The sequence below is a fragment of the Mycobacterium kubicae genome (assembly GCF_015689175.1).
Classification (GTDB): domain Bacteria; phylum Actinomycetota; class Actinomycetes; order Mycobacteriales; family Mycobacteriaceae; genus Mycobacterium; species Mycobacterium kubicae.
In genome coordinates this window covers 5,114,851-5,136,913 of record NZ_CP065047.1, presented here as the reverse complement: position 1 = coordinate 5,136,913, position 22,063 = coordinate 5,114,851, and the positions used below count along the sequence as shown (strand labels likewise).

Genomic DNA, 22,063 nt, shown 5'->3' with positions numbered 1-22,063 from the left:
CACGACCCCCAGTCTTTGTCAGAGCTCAACGGCTCCCCGTCGATGAGGTGTCGATCGTGCAGGCGGGCTCGAACCACGTTCCCCACCCCAACCCCTTCCGAGGAGCAGCCGGTCACGACACGCCGACCTCGCCGTTCTCCCGGCAGGTCTAGCCGACCCCGGTATCGGTCAGGCGTTCCGTCGACACTCGCTGGCCGACCGCTCACTCGGAAGGTCGCAGAGCAGCCGGCGTTCCCGCCTGTGGAAGGGGGTCTAGCCCCGAGTTCTGATCAGGAATCGTCCAGTGCCCTACAAAGCTATTAGGTTCCTGATCATTGCTCCACCGCAGCGCCGTCGGGCGGGTATCACGCTGTCTGGCCAGGCGGTCAAATTCGAGGACCAGGTCCTCGCCGGTGATGCCGCGCGCCACCCGACCGTCGACGCATTTGCGGGTGTGTTCGTCGATGATCGAGACGATCTTTGATCTGGCGGCGGTCAGTGGTGCCATCGAAATGGAAGTCAACAGCCACACCCGCTTCAGGCGCATCTGCGTACCCCGGGCATGGCGCTTTCTGCGCCCGCGTCTCCCCAAGCGAGCGAGCGGGACATTTGACTTGTAGCACCACGTCTACACCCGATACTATCGGTATCCGAAACTGGATGTTCGAGGAAGGGCAGCCTGTCATGGTCGACGGAGACATAGGACAAGGGGCAGTGACCACTGCAAGTGCGGCAAGTGTGGGGTCTCGGTATCCGAGAACCCGGCGGATACGTTTCCCCTTTGGCGAGGGCAGCAAGTATTTCTTCGATGACGACATCATCTTCAGCCACCTGTGGGCGAACTTGTCGGGGTCGTTCCCGCCGGGGGAGGAGTTGTTCATTCGGTCGGTGCGCCGGTTTGCCGATGAGATCGCCGATCCTGGGTTGAAGAAGCGGGTGGCCGGGTTTATCGGTCAGGAATCGGTGCATGGCCAGCAGCATCGGGCGCTCAATGACAAGCTCGTTGACATGGGGTATCCGATTGGGTGGTGGGATTCCGAAAAGTTTGTTGATTGGGTGAAACGCATCGAGGAGGTGCTGCCGGCCCGGATTCCGCTGGCGGTGACAGCAGCCGCAGAACACTTCACCGCGATACTTGCTGAGCGGCTGCTCGGCGATGAGGACTTCCGGGCGATCCCGGGTGATGCGGAGGTGTGGAATCTCCTGAAGTGGCATGCGCTGGAGGAACTTGAGCACAAGTCGGTTGCCTTTGACGTATTCCGCTCGGTGGGGGGTACCGAGCGGGTGCGTCGACGTGTGATGGCGGTAATGATCCCCCTTCTGCTCCTCCTCATGAGTGGCACGCTGGCGTATTCGGTGGCGCGGGATCCCGAAGCGTGCCGTCAGCCAGTGCGACTGGTGCGTGAGACCTATCGGGTCTACCGCGGTCCGATATTTCGGGGTTTGATCCCAGAGCTCAGGCAATACTTGCGACCGGGATTTCATCCCGACGACATCGACACCAACGCGTTGCTCGAGCAATGGCAGGAGGAACTCTTCGGCACCAAGGGGGCCCTGGTCGGCTACCTGAAGTGAACCGAATTTCACCGAGACCGTCGCCAAGAAGGGAGCAAGCAGTTTTATGTCCGAATCCTTTGACGTTGTGATTGTGGGTGCGGGTATTTCCGGTATCAGCGCTGCCTGGCATCTGCAGGAGCGCTGTCCCAACAAGAGTTATGTAGTTCTAGAGCGCAGAGCTGATCTGGGTGGTACATGGGACCTGTTCAAGTATCCGGGCATCCGATCGGACTCCGACATGTGCACCTTCGGGTTCCGTTTCAAGCCGTGGCACTCGCCGCGCTTTACCGTTGATGGCGCCACGATCAAGGATTATCTCTGGGAAGCTGCCGCCGAGAGCGGCATCGACAACCACATCCGGTTTGGTAGCCAGGTATTGTCTGCGGACTGGTCGGACGCCGACAGGCGCTGGACGATCAAGGTGGCTGGGGACCGCCAAAAGACGACCGAGATCACGGCCGCGTTCCTGTTTGCGTGCAGCGGCTACTACGACTACGACCAGGGGTATCGTCCAGAATTCCGGGGCGAGAAGGATTTCGAAGGAATTATTGTTCACCCGCAGAACTGGCCCGAAGACCTCGATTATGCGGGTAAGAACGTCATCGTCATCGGCAGCGGTGCTACCGCAGTGACCCTTATTCCGTCCCTCGTGGATTCAGGCGCTGGCCAGGTAACGATGCTGCAGCGTTCACCGACTTACATCGGATCGCTGCCAAACATCGACCCCATTGCCGTGCAGCTCATCAAGTGGTTACCGACAAGGAGCGCGGACTTCGTCAACCGCTGGAAGAACATCCTGTTAGCTGTGGCGCAGTACAGACTGGCGCGTCGCTTTCCCCGTTCCATGCGAAAAGCGCTGATCGCTTGGGCTAAGCACCAGCTGCCCGCAGGCTATGACGTGGATAAGCATTTCGGGCCGAAGTACAACCCGTGGGATGAACGGATATGCCTGGCCCCTAACGGCGACCTTTTTAAGGCCATTCGGGACGGCAAGGCCGATGTAGTCACCGATACTATCGACCACATCACCAGGACCGGGATCAAGCTTTCCTCGGGTCAGGAGTTGACGGCCGACATCATTGTCGCCGCGACCGGTTTGAACATGCGGCTGTTCGGCGGCGCCAAGATTACCCGTAACGGCCAGGTCGTCGACGTCGCGAAGTCGATGACCTATAAGGCCATGATGCTATCCGACGTCCCGAGCATGGCGTTCACTATCGGTTACATCAACGCGTCCTGGACACTGAAAGCAGACCTGGTGTCTGAATACGTCTGTCGCTTACTCAACTACATGGATGCGCACGGCTACGACACCGTCGTAGCTCCCCACCCTGGCGAGGATGTCGAGGAACTGCCGTTCACGGATTTTGCGCCCGGCTACTTCCAACGCGCGATGGATCAACTCCCTAAGTCTGGATCCCGCGGTCCATGGAAAGCAAAGCAGAATTACCTCTTCGATGTCCGTCAAATACGCCGCGGCAAGATCGATGACGGTCTGCGCTTCACGACCAAAGCATCCCGGCCGGCAACTCTGCCGGCCTCGACATCACACCAAAGCACTTCCGAAATGGCTTCTGGCTCAAACCGAGGAAACGGTGAGCACCGCACAAATCCGCTCATCGCCGGATAATCCAACGGGGACTGTCTCGGTGAGTCCGGAGACTTTCTGATGTGAGAGCTCAGCTGGCGGCTGCTCTCTCGCGTTGAGCGTAATAGGCGGCCTCGAGTTCGGCTGGCGGAACATCGCCGCAGTATTCATACAGGCGGCGGTGGTTGAACCAGTCGATCCGCCGTGCGGTGGCCAGCTCGTTCGACCACCACGCCTCCACCTGAGGGGCTGTTGGCGCAGATGACCAAGGCGGTGCTCCAACGCGCTTTGGATGTCGAGATCGCTGATCACCTGGGCTATGAGTACGGCGATCCGGCTGGTTATGGCTCGGGCAACTCCCGCAACGGGCGCGGCCGCAAAACCGTGCTCACCACGGCCGGAGCGGTCGACCCGACTTTATCAAACTAGCTTCTCGGGCGCGCTTCGCTCTCACCGTGGTGATCGAAAATTCCGCGAGCCAGTTGCGGTTCCGAACGGGGCCTGCGCTGGGTTCAGCGTCCAGGCGGCCGACGGTTCATGCTGGAAGGTGTTTCGGTTGACCCCGGTTGCACTATGTTGCCTGTGAGCCCGCAAATTAGCCTGAGGGTGGAGAGCCCCCCATCCACGGGGACCGTGGAATGTTGCCGTCGAGCACGAGTGTCAGAATTCTGTTTCATCCCGCTCTCCTGTCAACGGCGACACGGGGTCAGTTTTCAGACGACGCCGACATCTCCCCGGAACACGCCCCTTTGTCAATCCTGTTGGGAGGCGGTGAGTTCGATGGATGTGGTGCACCCGCGGTGCGCGGGAATCGATTGCTCGAAGAAAGACGCGAAGGTCTGTGTGCGGATTCAGGGCCATGGACGCAGAGGAGCGTCGTCGACAGTGACGACATGGGGTGCCATGACATCACAGATCCTGGCGTTGCGTGAGCATCTTATCGCGCAGAAGGTCACGTGTGTGGTGATCGAGTCCACCAGCGACTACTGGAAACCGTTCTACTACCTGCTCGACGATGAGCTGAACATGATGCTGATCAATGCGTCGCGGGTGCGCAATGTGCCCGGCCGCAAGACCGATGTGTCTGATGCTGCGTGGCTGGCCGATCTCGGGGCTCACGGGCTGGTGACGGCGTCGTTGGTGCCGCCGCCGCCGATTCGTGTCGGCGGCAAGTGAATACTGACCAGTGCTTGCCGACTCCTGATCAGTTTTCGATTGCCGTTGACAATTCGCGCGCTGCGGGATCTGACCCACGCACGCACGCACATCACCCGGGAATGCTCGCGCGAGGTAATGCGGTTGGAGAAGCTGCTCGAAGACGCCGGGATCAAACTCACCTCGGTGGCCACCGACATCACCGGAGTGTCCGGACGAGCGATGCTCGAGGCGCTGATCGCCGGCCAGAACGATCCAGCCATGATTGCCGATCTGGCCAAGCGGACGCTGCGCCGCAAGATCCCGGCGTTGACCGAGGCGTTGATCGGCCGGTTCAGTGAGCATCACGCGTTTATGTCCCGGTTGTTCCTTGACCGCATCGATGCTCACACCGCCGATATCGGTCGCCTCGATGAGCGCATCGAGGAAGCGATGGCGCCCTTTCGCCTCACCCGGGAACTGCTGATGAGCATTCCGGGATTCTCCGGCAAGACTGCCGAGGTGTGAATCGCCCTGGAAATCCCGGAGGCTCCTGACCTTGGAAACGAGGATGCAGGTATGCCGAAGGAACAGTCGTCTGGGAAGCCCACGGCGCGTCGTTACAGCCCGGAGGAGAAGGCCGCTGCAGTGCGGATGGTGCGGGCACTGCGTGCCGAGTTGGGCACCGAGCAGGGAACGGTGTCACGGGTAGCCCGCCAGCTCGGCTACGGGGTCGAGTCGGTGCGCTCCTGGGTGCGTCAGGCCGATATCGACGACGGGTATGCACCTGGGGTGTCCACTGCGGAGTCACAGCGGGTCAAAGAGCTCGAGCAAGAGATACGAGAACTGAAGCGGGCGATCGTTATCTTGGGCGGGCTCGACTGTTTGGGGGCGTGATCTGGGTGTTTGTGTCGTGGACGGTGTCCGTGATGTGGGTGTCGGCGATGCGGTTGGCGCGGAGCTGTCCGTGCAGGAGTGCGATCTGGTTTCGTAGTTGACGGTTTTCGTTGTCGAGTTCGCGGATGCGTTCGTGTGCGAGGGTGAGGCGTTGGCGCAGGGAGGCGTCGGAGCCGCGCTCGACTGGGGCAGGTGGTGCCGGCTCGGGCGTCTCCGATATGGCGGTCAGTCGGCGGAGTTGGTCGCGCAGTGCGGGCTGGGCATACAGCCATGAGCGGGAGACGCCGGCGAGGGCGGCGATCTGTGTGATAGTGCGCCGCTGGCCGGTTTCGCCGAGTTCCTGCAGGGCTTGCCGGGCGCGTTGGAGGGTGTCGGCGCGGCGGCGTTGGGCAGCGGCGAGGAGGTAGTGGCTGTTGTCATGGCGCATCGGATGGTTCCTTTCCGCAGCATGTTTCGCTGCCCGCTGCAGCGCACCGGCAGTCGCGTTGGTCGGTTTCGAGGGTGGCGATGATGGTAAGCAGGTTGGTTTCGACGGTGTGGTTCATCTCGGCCAGGCGGGTGTGGCCGTCGGTTTGAGCACGCGAGATCAACGTGCGGGTGTCATCGAGCTGCTTGCGGTGTTGGGGTAGGAATTCGGCGGTCGTGATGAACAGCGGACAAGTCAAACATGCGTTGGCGTGCGGGCACGATTTCTGTAGTGGCAGACCACAATAGCCGTTGGGCAGCGCTATTTTCGCGCGTGCAAGGTTCTGCTTCATCCACTCGCCATCGGCGAGGGGCCCGTCGACGGTGATGTCGACCGGCTCACCGTGGATGTTGATCTTCTGGGCGCGTTCCCACTGCTCTCGTATGGTGGTGTCGGCCAATCGGGCATACACGGCGGTCATGGTGTGGCTGGTGTGGTCGAGCAGGCGTCGGACCACTTCCTGCGGCACCTCATGGTTGATCCATCGTGTGGCCGCCGTGTGCCGGAACTGATGAGCGGTGATATGCGCTGGCTGACCGAGTTCATCTGTGACACCACATGTTTCGAGCCACTGCCCGAGCTGGAGGTGGAACGTCACGGTGGGAATGGGCAGCCGTCCGTCGGGGTTGGCGCTGCTGCGCGGCAGCAACACGGCGGTGGTTGGAAACCGCTGCCGGGTGCGCTCCTGCTGCGTCTGGATCATGGCGGTGAGTTCGTCGTCGATGGGCACCACCGCGTCGCGGCGCATCTTATGGTTGCGGTAGCGCAAATAGACCGCGCCCTGCGGGTCGCGAACCAGACAGTCCAGCGCCAGCCGGGTGGCGTCGCCAATGCGCAGGCCGGTGCGGATGAGGACCTCCACCAGCAGCCGGATCCGCGGGTCGCTGATCCGGTCGAGGTTGGCCGGGCTTTCCAACTGGCCCATGACGAACTCGGGAATCGCCCGCGGTGCCGGTGTCTCGTCACGGCGGGGCTGGTCGCTGGGATACAGCTGCGCCTCGGCCGGCAGCGATGCCCACCGGTGCTGGCGAACGGCATTCAGAAACCCGGTCACACAGCCGATCTCGGCGCTGCGGGTCTTCGGTTGTGGGATCTCAACGGCCAGTCGAGCCAGGTAGGCCTCCAGCGCTGCCCGCTCGAGCGCACCCGGGCCCGACGAGCTCGCTAGTCCGGGCATGAACTGCGACAAACGAACGAGCGCGAGGCGATCACTGCGTAGCTGCCCCAGCCCGACTCCGCACGACATGCGCCACCGGCACCATCGTTTGGCCAGCTCTCGAAGCCAGACTGGGTGCACCGCAGTGAAATCCAGTTTGGCCCCGTCATGGCCGGAAACACCGAGCCGCCGTAGCCGCCACACGTCACGCTGGTATTCGCTGTCCCAGCCGGTCCCGTCGCGCAAATCGAGCACGCACTCGATCGCGTAACCGAGGAACGCGCGCGGGGTGTTGACCGACGCCGCGGCCGGCAGCCCGGCCAGCCAGTCGGCCAGCGGACGATCCAGCAGCGACTCGGCCCCGGTTGCCGACAAGTGGTCCAGCAGCGGCTTGATCGATCGCGGTGTGGTGCGGGTTCGGTTCAGGTCGACGCGGCATTGCAGCGCGTAGCCGATCTCCAGCCGCAACTGCGGCCGCAGCGGCCGCAAGTCGAAGCGATCCTCGCCGTAGCTGGCGCAGTAGGCGATGAACTCCGCCGCCGACGGGCGACCACGCAGCCGCCACCGCCGGTGGTGGGAATGACACCACCCGGCGTCCAGTTCGGCCCACAACATGCACCCCGGGATGGCGCACACCGCTGCCGGCGTGCCGGCCACGTCCGGCTTCCACCGATCCACCACTGGGCGTCCGGCCTTGTCCCAGGCGTGGGAATGCGTGTAGCACAACCGATACCGATGCTGCCCGAAGCCGCAACCGGGCACCAGGCACGATTGCAGCGGCCGGTACCCCATCACCTCTGGATCAGCGGTCGCCGCCCACGCCCGTCGGTCATCCGGGCGACCCGCCTTTCTCCACCGGCCCAGATGGGCCGGGCAGAGCCCGGCGTAGCGACTCGAACGCACACACCCGGGCACCGCGCATGCCGGCGACCCGAGAATCGGATCCGCGACGGCGGGCACCAGCACCTCGACCCGGAACTCCGCACGCACCGCTGCGCCCAAACGCGCAACCCAGCCGGGCTCAATCGGCGGCGCCAGCACCTCGACGCTCACCACGACCCATCCCGGTCCGCCAGCCACCCCGCGGCCACCAACGCGCGGCGGGTGTCCTCGACCTTCAGATGCGCGTACGCGTCACTGGTCGTCGCGATCGACGCGTGCCCCAACAGATGGGCCACCACCTCGACCGGCACCTGGCGGCGCAACAACTCTGTCGCATACGAGTGGCGAAAAGTATGCGGCCCGAACATGATTCCGGTCCGCTCCCGCAATCGGCAGACCAAATCGTAGACGCTGGCATACGTCAACGGATACCCAATAGGACCGGACCACAAGTTGACGAATACGTAATCGCTGTCCAGCTCGCCGTACTCGCCATGCAGATAATCCGCATACAGCCGGATCACCGCGCCCGGCACCGGCACCTGGCGACCCCCGCCCTTGGCTCGGGCACGATTCGTATTCACCCTCGGCACCACCGTCACCAGCCGAGCAGCCGCATCGATGTCGCTGTGCCGCAACCCCAACGCCTCACCAACCCGCAGCCCGGATGCAGCCAGCAGAGAAAACAGGAACCGATCCCGCAGCCGATCACAGGCCGCCACGATCGCCGCGACCAGTTCCGTGTCCAGCGTGTCCGGGATGCGCCGCTGGGCCCGTAACCGGATCCGCCTGCTGCGCTCCGGTCGAGATCCCAGGTGCGCCAGCAGTGGTCGCCACGATCCACCATGTCCCTTATGCCGCTGCCAGGTCGTCAACAGATCACCCAGGTCCACTCCGTGGCGCTGATGGAATTCATAAAACGCCGAGATTGCCGATAGCTTGCGGTTCACCGTGGCCTCCGAGCACATGCTCTCCGCCGTCGGCAGCGCTGACACATTGCCCACTCGCCCCGCCGCGGGTAGTCGCAGCCACGCCACGAACCGGCCCACCTCCTCCAGTCGCACCCGCGACCACACCAGGCCGCCCCGATCGAGGAACTCGAACCAATCCCGCAGATCATGGGCATAGGCCTTGACCGTGTTCGGTGAGCGCTCGATCGCGTGCAGATGCGACAAGAACGCCTCGACCGGCTCCACCACCACCGCATCCTGATCCACCAGCGTCCACGATTCGCGGTCGCCGAACGGCATCACCACCGACTGCACCCGCAGCCCAGGACTCGTCACAGACACCGAAGATAACTGGTCCACAACGCATTTCCCGGCATCTCCGAACGCGTGTCGTCTACATGGTGAACAGCTTCCTCACGGCCTCAGATAACCAACGAGATTCTGAAACGAGCGGCCAGTTTCTTCGGCGCGGAGCTCGACCGCCAACACAAGAAGTAGTCGACTTCATCGACACCCACCGTGGGGAATTCGGGGTCGAGCCCATCTGCACCGTCCTGCGCACCGCAGGGGTGTCGGTGGCCCCGAGTACTTACTACGACACCAAGGCACGGCCGCTGTCGGCACGGGCCCGTCGAGACGCCGAGCTGGCGCCCGCCCTGGTGGCGCTGTGGGACAACTACCGGGTCTACGGCGCCCGCAAGCTGTGGAAAGCCGCCCGCCGTGCCGGCCACGACGTCGGGCGAGACCAGGTCGCCCGACTGATGCGCGCAGCCGGCATCCAAGGAGCGCGGCGCGGCAAACGGGTCCGCACCACCAAACCCGACCTGACAGCGCCTCGCCACCCCGATCTGGTCAAGCGGAAGTTCACGGCGACTACGCCGAACCAACTGTGGGTCACGGATCTAACATTCGTGCCGACCTGGGCTGGGGTGGCGTATGTGTGCTTCATCGTCGATGCCTACTCCCGGATGATCGTGGGCTGGCGGGTGGCCTCCCACATGCGCACAACCATGGTGCTCGACGCGATCGAGATGGCCCGCTGGTCACGTGGAAACACATTGCCGGGCTTGACATGTCACTCCGATGCCGGGTCCCAGTTCACTTCCATCCGCTACGGTGAACGTCTCGCCGAGGTCGGTGCGGTGCCCTCGATCGGCACCATCGGGGACAGCTACGACAACGCTCTGGCCGAGACCGTCAACGGTTACTACAAGGCCGAGCTGATCTACGGGCCGGCTCACACCGGGCCCTGGAAGACCGTCGAGGACGTCGAGCTGGCGACCCTGGCCTGGGTGTACTGGCACAACACCAGCCGCCTACACAGCTACCTCGCCGACGTTCCTCCGACCGAGTTCGAAGCCACCTTCTACGATGCACAACGGACCGACCAACCCCTGATCGGAATCCAATAACCCGAGCCTCCGACAGAACCAGGGCGATTCATCACGCAGCTCCGGCGGATACCTCCTCAATGAACCACCTGACATGACTCCAACCTTCCCAAGAAGTGGAGTCTCCGGACATGCCGGGGCGATTCAGTGTGGAGCTCTTAAAGGCCATGGCCTGCATTCCAGACGGTCGCGACGAACGCTATAGTTATTGGCCATGAGATTAGATTCGATTCGCCGTTCGGGCGTTGTAGTGCTTGTCTTGGCCACGGCCTCGGTAGCAATGGTCGTGGAGGCGCTGGGGTGGCGCCGTTACCTTGTGCTGGGCACGGCCACACTAGCACTTGTCGTCAAGGCGGCGGGAGGGCGGCGTCGCCTCGGCGTCCGGCGCAGTCTGGGAAGAAAAGGCAAACGAACGGTCGCGTCCTAAAGCCGGTGTAAATGGGCCGGGCATAGGTTCTGCTTCGAGACCTACCAAGTCATCGAAGAAAGGACCTATGCCCGTGCCTGCACGAGTATCGCCGACTGATCGTGTTCGCGCCAAGATCGACGAGCTGTTCGCATCCGATCGTGAGCTGCCCGAGATTCTGGAGGAGGTGGCCCGGCTCGGCGCACAGTTGCTGATGCAGGCCGCGCTGGAGGCCGAGGTGACCGAGTTCCTCGGCCGTGACCGCTACCAACGCGCCGCGGCCGCGCCGGATGCGCAGCCCCGGGGCGCGCAATGGTTATCGGCCAGCGACGGTCAAGACCACCGTCGGCCCAGTCACCCTGGAGCGGCCCAAGCTGCGCGGCACGACCGCCGCGTTCGTCTCACGCCTGTTCGGCAAGCACGTCACCAAAACCAATGCGCTGGAATCGCTGGTGATCGCCTCGTTCGTGCGCGGACTGTCGGTGCGTGATGTCGAGGCCACCCTTGCCGATGCGCTCGGTGATCAGGCCGCGATCTCGAAATCGACTGTCTCGCAGGTATGCCAAGCGATAAAAACCGAGTACAACACCTGGGCGCGGCGCCCCTGGGCGATGTCGTGCTCGATTAGCTGTTCCTGGATGCCTCCTTCTTCCGGATGCATCCCGGCTCGCCGGCCGAGCCGATCCTGGCCGCGTGGGGCGTCACCACCGCCGGCAAGCCCGTCTTTGTTGGCCTGGCCCCCGGCGTGGTGGAGTCGACCGAGGCCTGGGCCGATTTCCTGACCGATCTCACCGACCGTGGGCTAGCGTGCCCGCTGCTGGTCATCTCCGACGGTGCCCGCGGCCTGATCGCCGCGATCGAGCAGGTCTTCCCGACCGCGCTGCGGCAACGCTGCCTGATCCAGCGGTTACGCAACGTGCTGGCCAAGATCCCGGCCGGGATGCAGGCCGAGATCCGCGACGGCTACTGGGCCTGCTTCGACACTGAGGACCTCAAAACCGAGCCCGGTCCGCGGCTGGTCGAACTGGTCGACGCCCGGCTGACCGCGTTCGCTACCCGCTACACGACCACCTACCCGGCAGCGATGAAGATCATGCTGACCGAGCGCGAGGGCCTGACCGCCTATCTGCGGTTCCCGCCCGAACATCATCACCGCATCCGCCACTCGAACTTCATCGAACGCACCTTCGGAGAAACCCGCCGCCGCGCAAAGGTTATCGGCCGCTTCCCTGGCGAGACCAGTTGTAACAGCATCGCCTGGGCCGTGCTCGACCGCGCATCCCGCGGCTGGCGCGGACTCACCATGACCCCCGCCGGGCTGCGCCAGCTCCAAGACCTGCGCCGCAGCCTGCTGCAACCACCCCGGCAACTGTGGCCCCAGCACACCCCGGACTTCGCTAGCAGCACCACCGAAACCGTCAGCGCCACCGCGTAGCATCACTCACCGAAGCCAGAACCTCCGCAGGCCGATTTACACCGGATTCCGGACGCCACCCAAACGAACTAGTGCCCTGAGTCATTAATTTTGGTGCAGTAGTTGCCGACGATGCTGATCAAGATTTGGTCGACGGTCTTGGTCCAGACGTATGGGGGCCCTCGTTCCGGGTTTCGACTACTGCGGTGATCGCCGCCCACTGCGAGGGGTACTGCGGATGCACCTCAGCGACCATGCGCACTGCACGCTCACGAAGCTCGTCGGGATACTTGCTCGGGCGTGCCATAACTCGAATCCTCCCAAGATCGGGAGTCTCCGGAAACGCCGGGACGGCTCAGTGTGTGGGAGCTGTTCAGCAGGTGCGTAGACATTGCCGACGCAGTGCTCGTTCAGTGTGTCGGATACCTGAACCAAGCAACGGCTCGATAGCGCGCTGGAGGACTTTGCCCGCGAGCCCACCGGGGAACTTGTAGTCGGCAGTTATGTCAACGCGGGTCACTGCTGATCCCATCGGCGTCGTGGCAACGGCTGCCAAGGCAACTATGCCGTTGTTGGTCACCAAGGCCTCTGTGATGCGCCGGCACGGCTCCCACTCGGTGATGCGACTCGTTCCGGTCATCGCGATTGGGCCGATCTTGCCGGTTCCTCGAAATTCGGCGCCGACCCCGTCTGATAGTTCGCCGATTGGCGTAATGGTGCGCAACCCAAAGACCCACTCCGGCATCCGGCGGTAGTCGACAGCGTAGTCGAAAACCGCCTCAGCCGGCAATTCTAGAGTGCCAGACGCGAACACCATCGTCATGCGCCACCAGCCCAGGCCAAAGACTCCGCCGTGGCATCGCCTACAGAATGATCCCTGCAGTCAGTGCGCATGGGTTGATGGTGGCATCACCGTCACAACCCGTCAATAGAATTGGATTTCGAATCTCCCTCGTGGTGGGTCGGCCGGCCGCTACGATGAATCGCGTTCATGATGGTGAAGACGGATCGTCACGCGCGGCGCGACGTTCAGGCGCTTCCAGGCGGGCACCGAGAGGCTCAACGCGTGAGGAGTTGCCTGACGCACCGTTGGCTTGTGCAGTAGCTTTAGCTTTTAGATTAGAATTTCGGGGTGTCGATGAACCTGGGTGCCGTGGGGCGGCTGCTACCGGAGTTGACCGGAGATGCCCGAGCCGATCGTTGGCGCGAGCATCGAGCTGCTGTGCGGGCGGAGCTGATAGAAGCGACGCTTCGCGCGATCGACGAGTATGGGCCTGACCTGTCCATCGACGATGTCGTAAAGACCGCGGGGATCCCCAGGCCCAAGCTGTATCGATTCTTCGCGGATAAGGACGCCTTATTCGCCGCGGTCGGCCAGCGGGTGCAGGAGATGATCATCGAGCAAGTCGTGCCGCAGTTTGATGCCGCCACCACGGCGCTGGAGCTGGTCAGCTCCGCGGTGGCCGCTTACGTCGGGCTCGTGGATAAGCGGCCTAATCTTTTTCGTTTCCTGGTGAATTCCCACTTCAGGGACGGGCGTTCGCCCGCGGATTTGATCGAGGGCGGCAGGCCGCTCTCGGACGCCACGGTGGATGTTTGGTCAGCCGCTATCGAGGCGCGTGGTGGCGAGGGCGCCAACTTTGAATATGTTGTGGATGCTGCTCTGGGAGCGGTGGGACTTGGTGTGCTGCGCTGGCTGAATTCCCCGACCGTCAGCAAGGATGCCCTTGTCGAAGAGTTGACCGCTTTTTTGTGGGGCGCCTTTTCGGCAATTGCGGAAGTGCGTGGGGTGCACCTCACTCCTGACACGAAGCTAGAGTCATCGGCCGAGGCAAATTAAGCGGTCGCTTTCCCAGTTCGGGCGGCTGGCGGCGCCGACATGCTGAACCTGCCCTGAACCGTAGAGGCATACACTACGAGGAGTGGATGTGCCGGAGACACGGATCGGGAGTGGAGATATCGTCAAGACCTGTGGATCGGTGAGTTTCAGGCGACCTGCGATCCGACGGTTTGAGGCTCAGCTGCCGACGGTTCGGGTGTGATGTCGATAGGCCGTTCGAGCGGCTTGCCCTTGTGGAAGACGGCGCTGGCACGGACGAGGGCGACCAAGTGTGGTGCGTTGACCGCGCGCCAGCGGGCCTGGGCGGCCTCGATTAGCTTGTAGGCCATCGCCAGCCAGGCCGCGCGGGAGCCCGGCCCTTTGGTGACTTTGGTCCTCAAACGTACTGTCGCAAAGGTACTTTCGATCGGATTTGTGGTGCGAAGGTGGATCCAATGCTCGGCGGGATACCGGTAGAACTCCAAAAACACCTCGGCGTCGTCGACGATCTTGGGCGACCGCTTTGGGGTATTTGGCGCCGTAGTCGATCTCGAACGCTTTGATCGCGAGCTGGGCTTTGTCGATATCCTCGGCATTGTAGATCTCCTTCATCGCCGCGACTGCACCCTGGGTGCACCGATTTCGGCAGTGCGGCAAGAATATTGGCCTGCTTATGCCACCAGCAGCGCTACTCTCGAATATCCGGGAACACCTCCCGCACGCCTTGCAGAAGCCCAGGGCGCCGTCGCCGACCGCGAGCACCGCTGCGGTCATGGCGCGGCGGCGGCAATCGCGCAGCAAATCAGCCCAGAACTCAGTCGATCCCCGGAAGCCGTCAGCCAGCCCGACGAGCTCCATGCGGCCATCAGCACGGACCCTCGGCACGGGCGCGGGGCTCTCGGTTCCCAACCAGCGCGCCAACGCGATGACCGATGCCCACGTTTCCATGACAACTGTTTTGGACCGTGAAAGAGTTGGCATGCGCGTTCAACCGCCCCGGCATGTCTGGAGACTCCATTTCTTGGAAAGGATGGAGTCATGTCAGGTGGTTTGTCGAGGAGGTACCAGCCAGAGCTGCGGGAGCGGGCGGTGCGGATGGACGCGGAGATCAGCGATCAGCACGATTCGGAGTGGGCAGCGACCAGTGAGATCGCCGGGCTACTTGGTGTTGGCACGGCCGAGGCGGTGCGCAAGTGGGTGCGCCAGGCTCAGATCGATGCGGCGCACGCGGGGATCACGACCGAAGAGTCCTCCGAGCTAAAACGACTGCGGCGAGAGAACGCCGAATTCGGAAGGACCAACGTTATCTTGGGCGGGCTCGACTGTTTGGGGGCGTGATCTGGGTGTTTGTGTCGTGGACGGTGTCCGTGATGTGGGTGTCGGCGATGCGGTTGGCGCGGAGCTGTCCGTGCAGGAGTGCGATCTGGTTTCGTAGTTGACGGTTTTCGTTGTCGAGTTCGCGGATGCGTTCGTGTGCGAGGGTGAGGCGTTGGCGCAGGGAGGCGTCGGAGCCGCGCTCGACTGGGGCAGGTGGTGCCGGCTCGGGCGTCTCCGATATGGCGGTCAGTCGGCGGAGTTGGTCGCGCAGTGCGGGCTGGGCATACAGCCATGAGCGGGAGACGCCGGCGAGGGCGGCGATCTGTGTGATAGTGCGCCGCTGGCCGGTTTCGCCGAGTTCCTGCAGGGCTTGCCGGGCGCGTTGGAGGGTGTCGGCGCGGCGGCGTTGGGCAGCGGCGAGGAGGTAGTGGCTGTTGTCATGGCGCATCGGATGGTTCCTTTCCGCAGCATGTTTCGCTGCCCGCTGCAGCGCACCGGCAGTCGCGTTGGTCGGTTTCGAGGGTGGCGATGATGGTAAGCAGGTTGGTTTCGACGGTGTGGTTCATCTCGGCCAGGCGGGTGTGGCCGTCGGTTTGAGCACGCGAGATCAACGTGCGGGTGTCATCGAGCTGCTTGCGGTGTTGGGGTAGGAATTCGGCGGTCGTGATGAACAGCGGACAAGTCAAACATGCGTTGGCGTGCGGGCACGATTTCTGTAGTGGCAGACCACAATAGCCGTTGGGCAGCGCTATTTTCGCGCGTGCAAGGTTCTGCTTCATCCACTCGCCATCGGCGAGGGGCCCGTCGACGGTGATGTCGACCGGCTCACCGTGGATGTTGATCTTCTGGGCGCGTTCCCACTGCTCTCGTATGGTGGTGTCGGCCAATCGGGCATACACGGCGGTCATGGTGTGGCTGGTGTGGTCGAGCAGGCGTCGGACCACTTCCTGCGGCACCTCATGGTTGATCCATCGTGTGGCCGCCGTGTGCCGGAACTGATGAGCGGTGATATGCGCTGGCTGACCGAGTTCATCTGTGACACCACATGTTTCGAGCCACTGCCCGAGCTGGAGGTGGAACGTCACGGTGGGAATGGGCAGCCGTCCGTCGGGGTTGGCGCTGCTGCGCGGCAGCAACACGGCGGTGGTTGGAAACCGCTGCCGGGTGCGCTCCTGCTGCGTCTGGATCATGGCGGTGAGTTCGTCGTCGATGGGCACCACCGCGTCGCGGCGCATCTTATGGTTGCGGTAGCGCAAATAGACCGCGCCCTGCGGGTCGCGAACCAGACAGTCCAGCGCCAGCCGGGTGGCGTCGCCAATGCGCAGGCCGGTGCGGATGAGGACCTCCACCAGCAGCCGGATCCGCGGGTCGCTGATCCGGTCGAGGTTGGCCGGGCTTTCCAACTGGCCCATGACGAACTCGGGAATCGCCCGCGGTGCCGGTGTCTCGTCACGGCGGGGCTGGTCGCTGGGATACAGCTGCGCCTCGGCCGGCAGCGATGCCCACCGGTGCTGGCGAACGGCATTCAGAAACCCGGTCACACAGCCGATCTCGGCGCTGCGGGTCTTCGGTTGTGGGATCTCAACGGCCAGTCGAGCCAGGTAGGCCTCCAGCGCTGCCCGCTCGAGCGCACCCGGGCCCGACGAGCTCGCTAGTCCGGGCATGAACTGCGACAAACGAACGAGCGCGAGGCGATCACTGCGTAGCTGCCCCAGCCCGACTCCGCACGACATGCGCCACCGGCACCATCGTTTGGCCAGCTCTCGAAGCCAGACTGGGTGCACCGCAGTGAAATCCAGTTTGGCCCCGTCATGGCCGGAAACACCGAGCCGCCGTAGCCGCCACACGTCACGCTGGTATTCGCTGTCCCAGCCGGTCCCGTCGCGCAAATCGAGCACGCACTCGATCGCGTAACCGAGGAACGCGCGCGGGGTGTTGACCGACGCCGCGGCCGGCAGCCCGGCCAGCCAGTCGGCCAGCGGACGATCCAGCAGCGACTCGGCCCCGGTTGCCGACAAGTGGTCCAGCAGCGGCTTGATCGATCGCGGTGTGGTGCGGGTTCGGTTCAGGTCGACGCGGCATTGCAGCGCGTAGCCGATCTCCAGCCGCAACTGCGGCCGCAGCGGCCGCAAGTCGAAGCGATCCTCGCCGTAGCTGGCGCAGTAGGCGATGAACTCCGCCGCCGACGGGCGACCACGCAGCCGCCACCGCCGGTGGTGGGAATGACACCACCCGGCGTCCAGTTCGGCCCACAACATGCACCCCGGGATGGCGCACACCGCTGCCGGCGTGCCGGCCACGTCCGGCTTCCACCGATCCACCACTGGGCGTCCGGCCTTGTCCCAGGCGTGGGAATGCGTGTAGCACAACCGATACCGATGCTGCCCGAAGCCGCAACCGGGCACCAGGCACGATTGCAGCGGCCGGTACCCCATCACCTCTGGATCAGCGGTCGCCGCCCACGCCCGTCGGTCATCCGGGCGACCCGCCTTTCTCCACCGGCCCAGATGGGCCGGGCAGAGCCCGGCGTAGCGACTCGAACGCACACACCCGGGCACCGCGCATGCCGGCGACCCGAGAATCGGATCCGCGACGGCGGGCACCAGCACCTCGACCCGGAACTCCGCACGCACCGCTGCGCCCAAACGCGCAACCCAGCCGGGCTCAATCGGCGGCGCCAGCACCTCGACGCTCACCACGACCCATCCCGGTCCGCCAGCCACCCCGCGGCCACCAACGCGCGGCGGGTGTCCTCGACCTTCAGATGCGCGTACGCGTCACTGGTCGTCGCGATCGACGCGTGCCCCAACAGATGGGCCACCACCTCGACCGGCACCTGGCGGCGCAACAACTCTGTCGCATACGAGTGGCGAAAAGTATGCGGCCCGAACATGATTCCGGTCCGCTCCCGCAATCGGCAGACCAAATCGTAGACGCTGGCATACGTCAACGGATACCCAATAGGACCGGACCACAAGTTGACGAATACGTAATCGCTGTCCAGCTCGCCGTACTCGCCATGCAGATAATCCGCATACAGCCGGATCACCGCGCCCGGCACCGGCACCTGGCGACCCCCGCCCTTGGCTCGGGCACGATTCGTATTCACCCTCGGCACCACCGTCACCAGCCGAGCAGCCGCATCGATGTCGCTGTGCCGCAACCCCAACGCCTCACCAACCCGCAGCCCGGATGCAGCCAGCAGAGAAAACAGGAACCGATCCCGCAGCCGATCACAGGCCGCCACGATCGCCGCGACCAGTTCCGTGTCCAGCGTGTCCGGGATGCGCCGCTGGGCCCGTAACCGGATCCGCCTGCTGCGCTCCGGTCGAGATCCCAGGTGCGCCAGCAGTGGTCGCCACGATCCACCATGTCCCTTATGCCGCTGCCAGGTCGTCAACAGATCACCCAGGTCCACTCCGTGGCGCTGATGGAATTCATAAAACGCCGAGATTGCCGATAGCTTGCGGTTCACCGTGGCCTCCGAGCACATGCTCTCCGCCGTCGGCAGCGCTGACACATTGCCCACTCGCCCCGCCGCGGGTAGTCGCAGCCACGCCACGAACCGGCCCACCTCCTCCAGTCGCACCCGCGACCACACCAGGCCGCCCCGATCGAGGAACTCGAACCAATCCCGCAGATCATGGGCATAGGCCTTGACCGTGTTCGGTGAGCGCTCGATCGCGTGCAGATGCGACAAGAACGCCTCGACCGGCTCCACCACCACCGCATCCTGATCCACCAGCGTCCACGATTCGCGGTCGCCGAACGGCATCACCACCGACTGCACCCGCAGCCCAGGACTCGTCACAGACACCGAAGATAACTGGTCCACAACGCATTTCCCGGCATCTCCGAACGCGTGTCGTCTACATGGTGAACAGCTTCCTCACGGCCTCAGATAACCAATGCGATTTTCAAGACGGCGTCGGCTTTCTCCGCGGCCGAGCTCGACCTGCCAACACACTAATCACCCAGTTCATCGCCGATCATCACGGTCACCGCGATGGCCCTGATGGTTTGCGGTGGGGTGTCGAGTCGATCTGCACACAGCTGACCGAGCTGGGTATGCCGATCGCCCCATCGACCTATTACGACCACATCAACCGCGAGCCCAGCCGCCGCGAACGCCGTGACGACGAACTCAAAGAACAGATCAGCCGGCTCTACGCCGCCAACTACGGCGTGTACGGTGCCCACAAGGTGTGGCTGGCGCTCAACCGCGAGGGCACTCCAGTGGCCAGATGCACCGTCGAGCAGGGTTTGCCTACGTCGCTTTCGCCACCGACGCCTACGCGCGGCGGGATGCTGGGCTGGCGGGTCGCTTCCACGATGGCCACCTCGATGGTCCTCGATGCGATCGAGCAAGCCATCTAGAACCGTCAACAAGAAGGTGTACTGATCTCAAAGACGTTGTCCACCAGACGGATCGGGGATCGCAGTCAATACACCTCGATCAGGTTCAGCGAACGGCACGCAGAAGCGGGCATCCAGTCCTCGGTCCGAGCGGTCGGCAGCTCCTATGACTGTGAGAATGTTGGCGGCTGTCTGGTCGCCTGACTCGTGTTATGACTGACCCAGCGGTATGGGTGTCCTGGCTGTTGATCTGTCGTCCAACGGGCGGTCGTTCCACCTCGTGCTGACCGAGCGGGCAGTGACCTCATAGAAGCCTGACCACACCAGGTCCCATCGCAGTCCCGTCACCCGACCGGCCAGCCTCAACAACCCGCTGAAGGTCGCAATGACAAGCATGGCAACCACACCTCGCCGCGGTCGAGTCGTGATCGGTGTTGATACCCACAAGTTCGTTCATGTCGCCGCCGCGTTCGACGACTTCGGCGCGGTGCTTGACACCGGAACGTTCCAAGCCGACCGCGCCGGCTATGCCGAGCTGATCGAATGGGCTAGCCACCCGGGCCACATCCTGACCTTCGCCATCGAAGGCACCGGCTCCTACGGAGCCGGCCTGACCGCAGCCGTGCGTCGCAGCGACATCGGTGTCGTGGAGGTAATGCGCACCGACCGGCGCGACCGGCGGCTGCGCGGCAAGTCCGACTTCCTGGACGCCGAAAACGCCGCCCGTGCCGTGCTTGGTAGCCATGCCACCGCCACCCCGAAGACCGCCGATGACACCGTGGATATGATCCGACAGATCAAAATCGCCAAAAATATTGCGGTCAAAGCCCGTTCGGCAGCGATGATCTCGCTGAAGACGGTCATCGTTAACGCCCCAGACGAGCTGCGTGAACAACTGCAGCCCTTGTCCAAGATGGCCCTAATCCGCCGCTACGCCGGCCTGAGGCCAGCTGGCATCAGCACGGTCGAAGCCGCAACCAAGCACACCCTGCGCTCGATCGCCCGCCGCTGGCAGCATCTCAACGAGGAGATCACTGAACACGAGAAACTACTCGCCCAATTGGTCACCGAGATCGCGCCAGAGTTGACCGCAGCATTCGGCATCGGCGCCGACACCGCCGCCGAGATGCTCATCGTCGCCGGCGACAACCCCGACCGGATCCGTATTGAAGCCGCGTGGACCAAGCTGTGCGGCGTGTGCCCGATCCCAGCCTCCACCGGCAAAACCGTTCGCCACCTGCTCAACTGGGATGGCCACCGCCAGGCTAATGCGGCGATCTACCGCACCGTCATCGTGGGCATGCAACACCATCAACCCACCCAGGCGTACCTCGCAAGACGCACCGCCGAAGGCAAGTCCAAGGCCGAAATCATCCGGTGCTTAAAACGCTTCCTTGCCCGTGAGATATGGGCCTCGTGCATCCACTGCGCACCACTCCACAAGCCGAAAAACCAGCCGCTTGACGGATATAGGAGCATCAATGCACTAGCCGAGACGGTCAACGGCCTGTACAAGACCGAGCTGATCAAGCCCGGCAAGCCCTGGCGCTCCATCAAGGACGTCGAGCTGGCCACCGCACGGCGGATCGACTGGTTCAACCACCGTCGCCTCTACGAATACTGCGGCGATATCCCCACCAGTTGAACTCGAAGCCGCCTATTGCACTCCACGCCAGAGACCAGCCGCTGGCTGAAATCTCACATCAGAAAGTCTCCGGACTCACCGGGGCGATTCAGGTGGCGGACAGATCCCTGCCGCCGAACGCGGCGACTTCGTCTTGCCACTGGGCGGTCAGCCGGGTAATCGTGGCTGCCGACAACCCGGCCCCCGACCCAGGAACTGCTCCAGGGCTCCGGCCTGAAATCCCCGCTGGACGCCCATGCAGGTACAGCAACGGCAACACCTCGGCCATCTGCGGCGACTTACGCGCTTACGCCGGCACGATCGTCGACGAGAACCGCTGCCGCTCAACGGTATCGGGATCAATACGTTTGTCATTGACCCGCGGGGCCTGCACCTTGACCGCCCCCCCGCGGTCAGCACGTCGCGGGGCTAGCGTTGCGCACCCTGTCGCTTCGCAGTACTGTAACGCCCGACACCCTGTACTGTCAGTATCCGAAACTAGAAGTTCGGGGAAAAGGTAACCTTCGTGGTCGACGGGGGCACAGGCTAGATATATAGGGGGTCGTGACCACTATGAGTGCACCGAGTGGGGTCTCGGTATCCGAGGACTCGGCGGATATGTTTCTCGGTGGGGGGAGGGCAGCAACTATTATCGTGGATGACGACATCATCTTCAGCCACTTTCTGGCGAACTTGTCGGGGTCGTTCCCGCCGGGGGAGGAGTTGTTCATTCGGTCGGTGCGCCGGTTTGCCGATGAGGTCACCGATCCTGGGTTGAAGAAGCGGGTGGCCGGGTTTATCGGTCAGGAATCGGTGCATGGCCAGCAGCATCGGGCGCTCAATGACAAGCTCGTTGACATGGGGTATCCGATTGCGTGGTGGGATTCCGAAAAGTTTGTTGATTGGGTGAAACGCATCGAGGAGGTGCTGCCGGCCCGGATTCCGCTGGCGGTGACAGCAGCCGCAGAACACTTCACCGTGGGTTCGCGACCTATGGATGACCCGGTGATCACGGCCAGAGTCATTCTCGTCGAAGACGTCCGGGATCAGACCTTTTCCAGCGTTGGGAGCTGGCGGCGTGTTTTCGCAGATGCCATTTCAATTCGGCAAAAGGCCGTGCTGAGAGG

The 22,063-nt window shown here is 63.5% G+C and carries 12 protein-coding genes, 12 pseudogenes and 1 other annotated feature; of the genes and pseudogenes, 13 read left to right on the top strand and 11 right to left on the bottom strand.

Going from position 1 to position 22,063, the window contains the following annotated elements; translation table 11 throughout:
- Positions 1-202 precede the first annotated feature (202 nt).
- The gene (locus tag I2456_RS29255; RefSeq protein WP_007172237.1) at positions 203-526 is read right to left on the bottom strand and encodes a hypothetical protein; all 324 of its coding nucleotides are present in this window, start codon (positions 524-526) and stop codon (positions 203-205) included.
- Between the two features lie 137 nt (positions 527-663).
- Here I2456_RS29255 and I2456_RS24025 point away from each other — a divergent pair, with 137 nt between their 5' ends.
- The 5 genes and pseudogenes from I2456_RS24025 to I2456_RS24005 all read left to right on the top strand — a co-directional run.
- Positions 664-1,554 carry a metal-dependent hydrolase gene (locus tag I2456_RS24025; protein ID WP_172975555.1) on the top strand — a complete coding sequence of 297 codons (891 nt, stop codon included), beginning with the start codon at positions 664-666 and terminating at the stop codon, positions 1,552-1,554.
- 46 nt (positions 1,555-1,600) lie between these two features.
- The gene (locus I2456_RS24020; protein WP_007172240.1) at positions 1,601-3,166 is read left to right on the top strand and encodes a flavin-containing monooxygenase; all 1,566 of its coding nucleotides are present in this window, start codon (positions 1,601-1,603) and stop codon (positions 3,164-3,166) included.
- Between the two features lie 162 nt (positions 3,167-3,328).
- Positions 3,329-3,535: pseudogene (locus I2456_RS24015) on the top strand (transposase); the annotation flags it as partial.
- A gap of 369 nt (positions 3,536-3,904) precedes the next feature.
- A pseudogene (locus I2456_RS24010) lies at positions 3,905-4,783 on the top strand (IS110 family transposase); the annotation flags it as partial.
- Positions 4,784-4,837: 54 nt separating this feature from the next.
- Positions 4,838-5,128, top strand: a pseudogene (locus I2456_RS24005) (transposase); the annotation flags it as partial.
- On the opposite strand, the gene I2456_RS24000 reads toward I2456_RS24005, so the two are convergent.
- Genes I2456_RS24000 through I2456_RS23990 form a run of 3 tightly spaced genes read right to left on the bottom strand, consistent with a single transcriptional unit; the run spans position 5,121 to position 8,909 of the window.
- Complete coding sequence (locus I2456_RS24000; RefSeq protein WP_007172469.1) at positions 5,121-5,582, bottom strand: DUF6262 family protein; 462 nt, start codon at positions 5,580-5,582, stop codon at positions 5,121-5,123. The pseudogene I2456_RS24005 and the gene I2456_RS24000 sit on opposite strands and share 8 nt — an antisense overlap.
- Positions 5,572-7,830: a tyrosine-type recombinase/integrase gene (locus I2456_RS23995; RefSeq protein ID WP_241007748.1), complete on the bottom strand. Its 2,259-nt coding sequence runs from the start codon at positions 7,828-7,830 to the stop codon at positions 5,572-5,574. The genes I2456_RS24000 and I2456_RS23995 overlap by 11 nt, the downstream gene beginning before the upstream one ends.
- Positions 7,827-8,909: a tyrosine-type recombinase/integrase gene (locus I2456_RS23990; RefSeq protein ID WP_033717226.1), complete on the bottom strand. Its 1,083-nt coding sequence runs from the start codon at positions 8,907-8,909 to the stop codon at positions 7,827-7,829. Before I2456_RS23990 ends, I2456_RS23995 begins: the two co-directional genes overlap by 4 nt.
- 132 nt (positions 8,910-9,041) lie before the next feature.
- On the opposite strand from I2456_RS23990, the pseudogene I2456_RS23985 reads away from it, so the two are divergent.
- Positions 9,042-10,021, top strand: a pseudogene (locus tag I2456_RS23985) (IS3 family transposase); the annotation flags it as partial.
- Positions 9,062-9,193: a sequence feature (AL1L pseudoknot), on the top strand. (Overlaps the previous pseudogene by 132 nt.)
- Positions 10,022-10,500: 479 nt before the next feature.
- Positions 10,501-11,841 (top strand): annotated as a pseudogene (locus tag I2456_RS29250) (IS256 family transposase).
- Positions 11,842-12,193: 352 nt separating this feature from the next.
- Here I2456_RS29250 and I2456_RS23970 read toward each other — a convergent pair.
- Entirely contained in the window at positions 12,194-12,643 is a 450-nt protein-coding gene (locus I2456_RS23970; RefSeq protein WP_007172254.1) for an SRPBCC family protein, read from the bottom strand.
- 315 nt (positions 12,644-12,958) lie between these two features.
- On the opposite strand from I2456_RS23970, the gene I2456_RS23965 reads away from it, so the two are divergent.
- Positions 12,959-13,660, top strand: a complete 702-nt coding sequence (locus tag I2456_RS23965; protein WP_033721584.1) for a TetR/AcrR family transcriptional regulator — start codon at positions 12,959-12,961, stop codon at positions 13,658-13,660.
- Between the two features lie 146 nt (positions 13,661-13,806).
- Here I2456_RS23965 and I2456_RS29245 read toward each other — a convergent pair whose 3' ends face one another.
- Together I2456_RS29245 and I2456_RS29240 are read right to left on the bottom strand one after the other, a co-directional pair.
- Positions 13,807-14,235, bottom strand: a complete 429-nt coding sequence (locus tag I2456_RS29245) for a transposase (protein WP_250644919.1) — start codon at positions 14,233-14,235, stop codon at positions 13,807-13,809.
- A pseudogene (locus I2456_RS29240) lies at positions 14,210-14,497 on the bottom strand (IS256 family transposase); the annotation flags it as partial. The gene I2456_RS29245 and the pseudogene I2456_RS29240, both read right to left, overlap by 26 nt.
- 180 nt (positions 14,498-14,677) lie before the next feature.
- On the opposite strand from I2456_RS29240, the pseudogene I2456_RS23955 reads away from it, so the two are divergent.
- A pseudogene (locus I2456_RS23955) lies at positions 14,678-14,950 on the top strand (transposase); the annotation flags it as partial.
- Here I2456_RS23955 and I2456_RS23950 read toward each other — a convergent pair.
- From I2456_RS23950 to I2456_RS23940, 3 genes are read right to left on the bottom strand one after another with little or no spacing between them, the layout of a single operon-like run.
- Complete coding sequence (locus tag I2456_RS23950) at positions 14,943-15,404, bottom strand: DUF6262 family protein (protein ID WP_007172469.1); 462 nt, start codon at positions 15,402-15,404, stop codon at positions 14,943-14,945. The pseudogene I2456_RS23955 and the gene I2456_RS23950 sit on opposite strands and share 8 nt — an antisense overlap.
- A complete protein-coding gene (locus tag I2456_RS23945) occupies positions 15,394-17,652 on the bottom strand; it encodes a tyrosine-type recombinase/integrase (RefSeq protein WP_241007748.1) in 2,259 nt (752 codons plus the stop codon). Before I2456_RS23945 ends, I2456_RS23950 begins: the two co-directional genes overlap by 11 nt.
- The gene (locus I2456_RS23940) at positions 17,649-18,731 is read right to left on the bottom strand and encodes a tyrosine-type recombinase/integrase (RefSeq protein WP_033717226.1); all 1,083 of its coding nucleotides are present in this window, start codon (positions 18,729-18,731) and stop codon (positions 17,649-17,651) included. The genes I2456_RS23945 and I2456_RS23940 overlap by 4 nt, the downstream gene beginning before the upstream one ends.
- Before the next feature lie 398 nt (positions 18,732-19,129).
- On the opposite strand from I2456_RS23940, the pseudogene I2456_RS29300 reads away from it, so the two are divergent.
- The 3 pseudogenes from I2456_RS29300 to I2456_RS23925 all read left to right on the top strand — a co-directional run.
- Positions 19,130-19,483, top strand: a pseudogene (locus I2456_RS29300) (DDE-type integrase/transposase/recombinase); the annotation flags it as partial.
- Between the two features lie 214 nt (positions 19,484-19,697).
- A pseudogene (locus tag I2456_RS23930) lies at positions 19,698-20,582 on the top strand (IS110 family transposase); the annotation flags it as partial.
- A 210-nt stretch (positions 20,583-20,792) separates the two neighbouring features.
- Positions 20,793-21,006: pseudogene (locus I2456_RS23925) on the top strand (integrase core domain-containing protein); the annotation flags it as partial.
- Between the two features lie 42 nt (positions 21,007-21,048).
- Here the strand turns inward: I2456_RS23925 and I2456_RS23920 are convergent.
- Positions 21,049-21,362 (bottom strand): annotated as a pseudogene (locus tag I2456_RS23920) (IS256 family transposase); the annotation flags it as partial.
- 190 nt (positions 21,363-21,552) lie between these two features.
- On the opposite strand from I2456_RS23920, the pseudogene I2456_RS29235 reads away from it, so the two are divergent.
- A pseudogene (locus I2456_RS29235) lies at positions 21,553-21,914 on the top strand (metal-dependent hydrolase); the annotation flags it as partial.
- Positions 21,915-22,063: the final 149 nt, after the last annotated feature.

Coding starts and splice junctions, on each gene's coding strand:
- I2456_RS29255 (WP_007172237.1), bottom strand. CDS start 526: ATGCGCCTGAAGCGGGTGTGGCTGTTGACTTCCATTTCGATGGCACCA.
- I2456_RS24025 (WP_172975555.1), top strand. CDS start 664: ATGGTCGACGGAGACATAGGACAAGGGGCAGTGACCACTGCAAGTGCG.
- I2456_RS24020 (WP_007172240.1), top strand. CDS start 1,601: ATGTCCGAATCCTTTGACGTTGTGATTGTGGGTGCGGGTATTTCCGGT.
- I2456_RS24000 (WP_007172469.1), bottom strand. CDS start 5,582: ATGCGCCATGACAACAGCCACTACCTCCTCGCCGCTGCCCAACGCCGC.
- I2456_RS23990 (WP_033717226.1), bottom strand. CDS start 8,909: ATGCCGTTCGGCGACCGCGAATCGTGGACGCTGGTGGATCAGGATGCG.
- I2456_RS23970 (WP_007172254.1), bottom strand. CDS start 12,643: ATGACGATGGTGTTCGCGTCTGGCACTCTAGAATTGCCGGCTGAGGCG.
- I2456_RS23965 (WP_033721584.1), top strand. CDS start 12,959: ATGAACCTGGGTGCCGTGGGGCGGCTGCTACCGGAGTTGACCGGAGAT.
- I2456_RS29245 (WP_250644919.1), bottom strand. CDS start 14,235: ATGCCGAGGATATCGACAAAGCCCAGCTCGCGATCAAAGCGTTCGAGA.
- I2456_RS23950 (WP_007172469.1), bottom strand. CDS start 15,404: ATGCGCCATGACAACAGCCACTACCTCCTCGCCGCTGCCCAACGCCGC.
- I2456_RS23940 (WP_033717226.1), bottom strand. CDS start 18,731: ATGCCGTTCGGCGACCGCGAATCGTGGACGCTGGTGGATCAGGATGCG.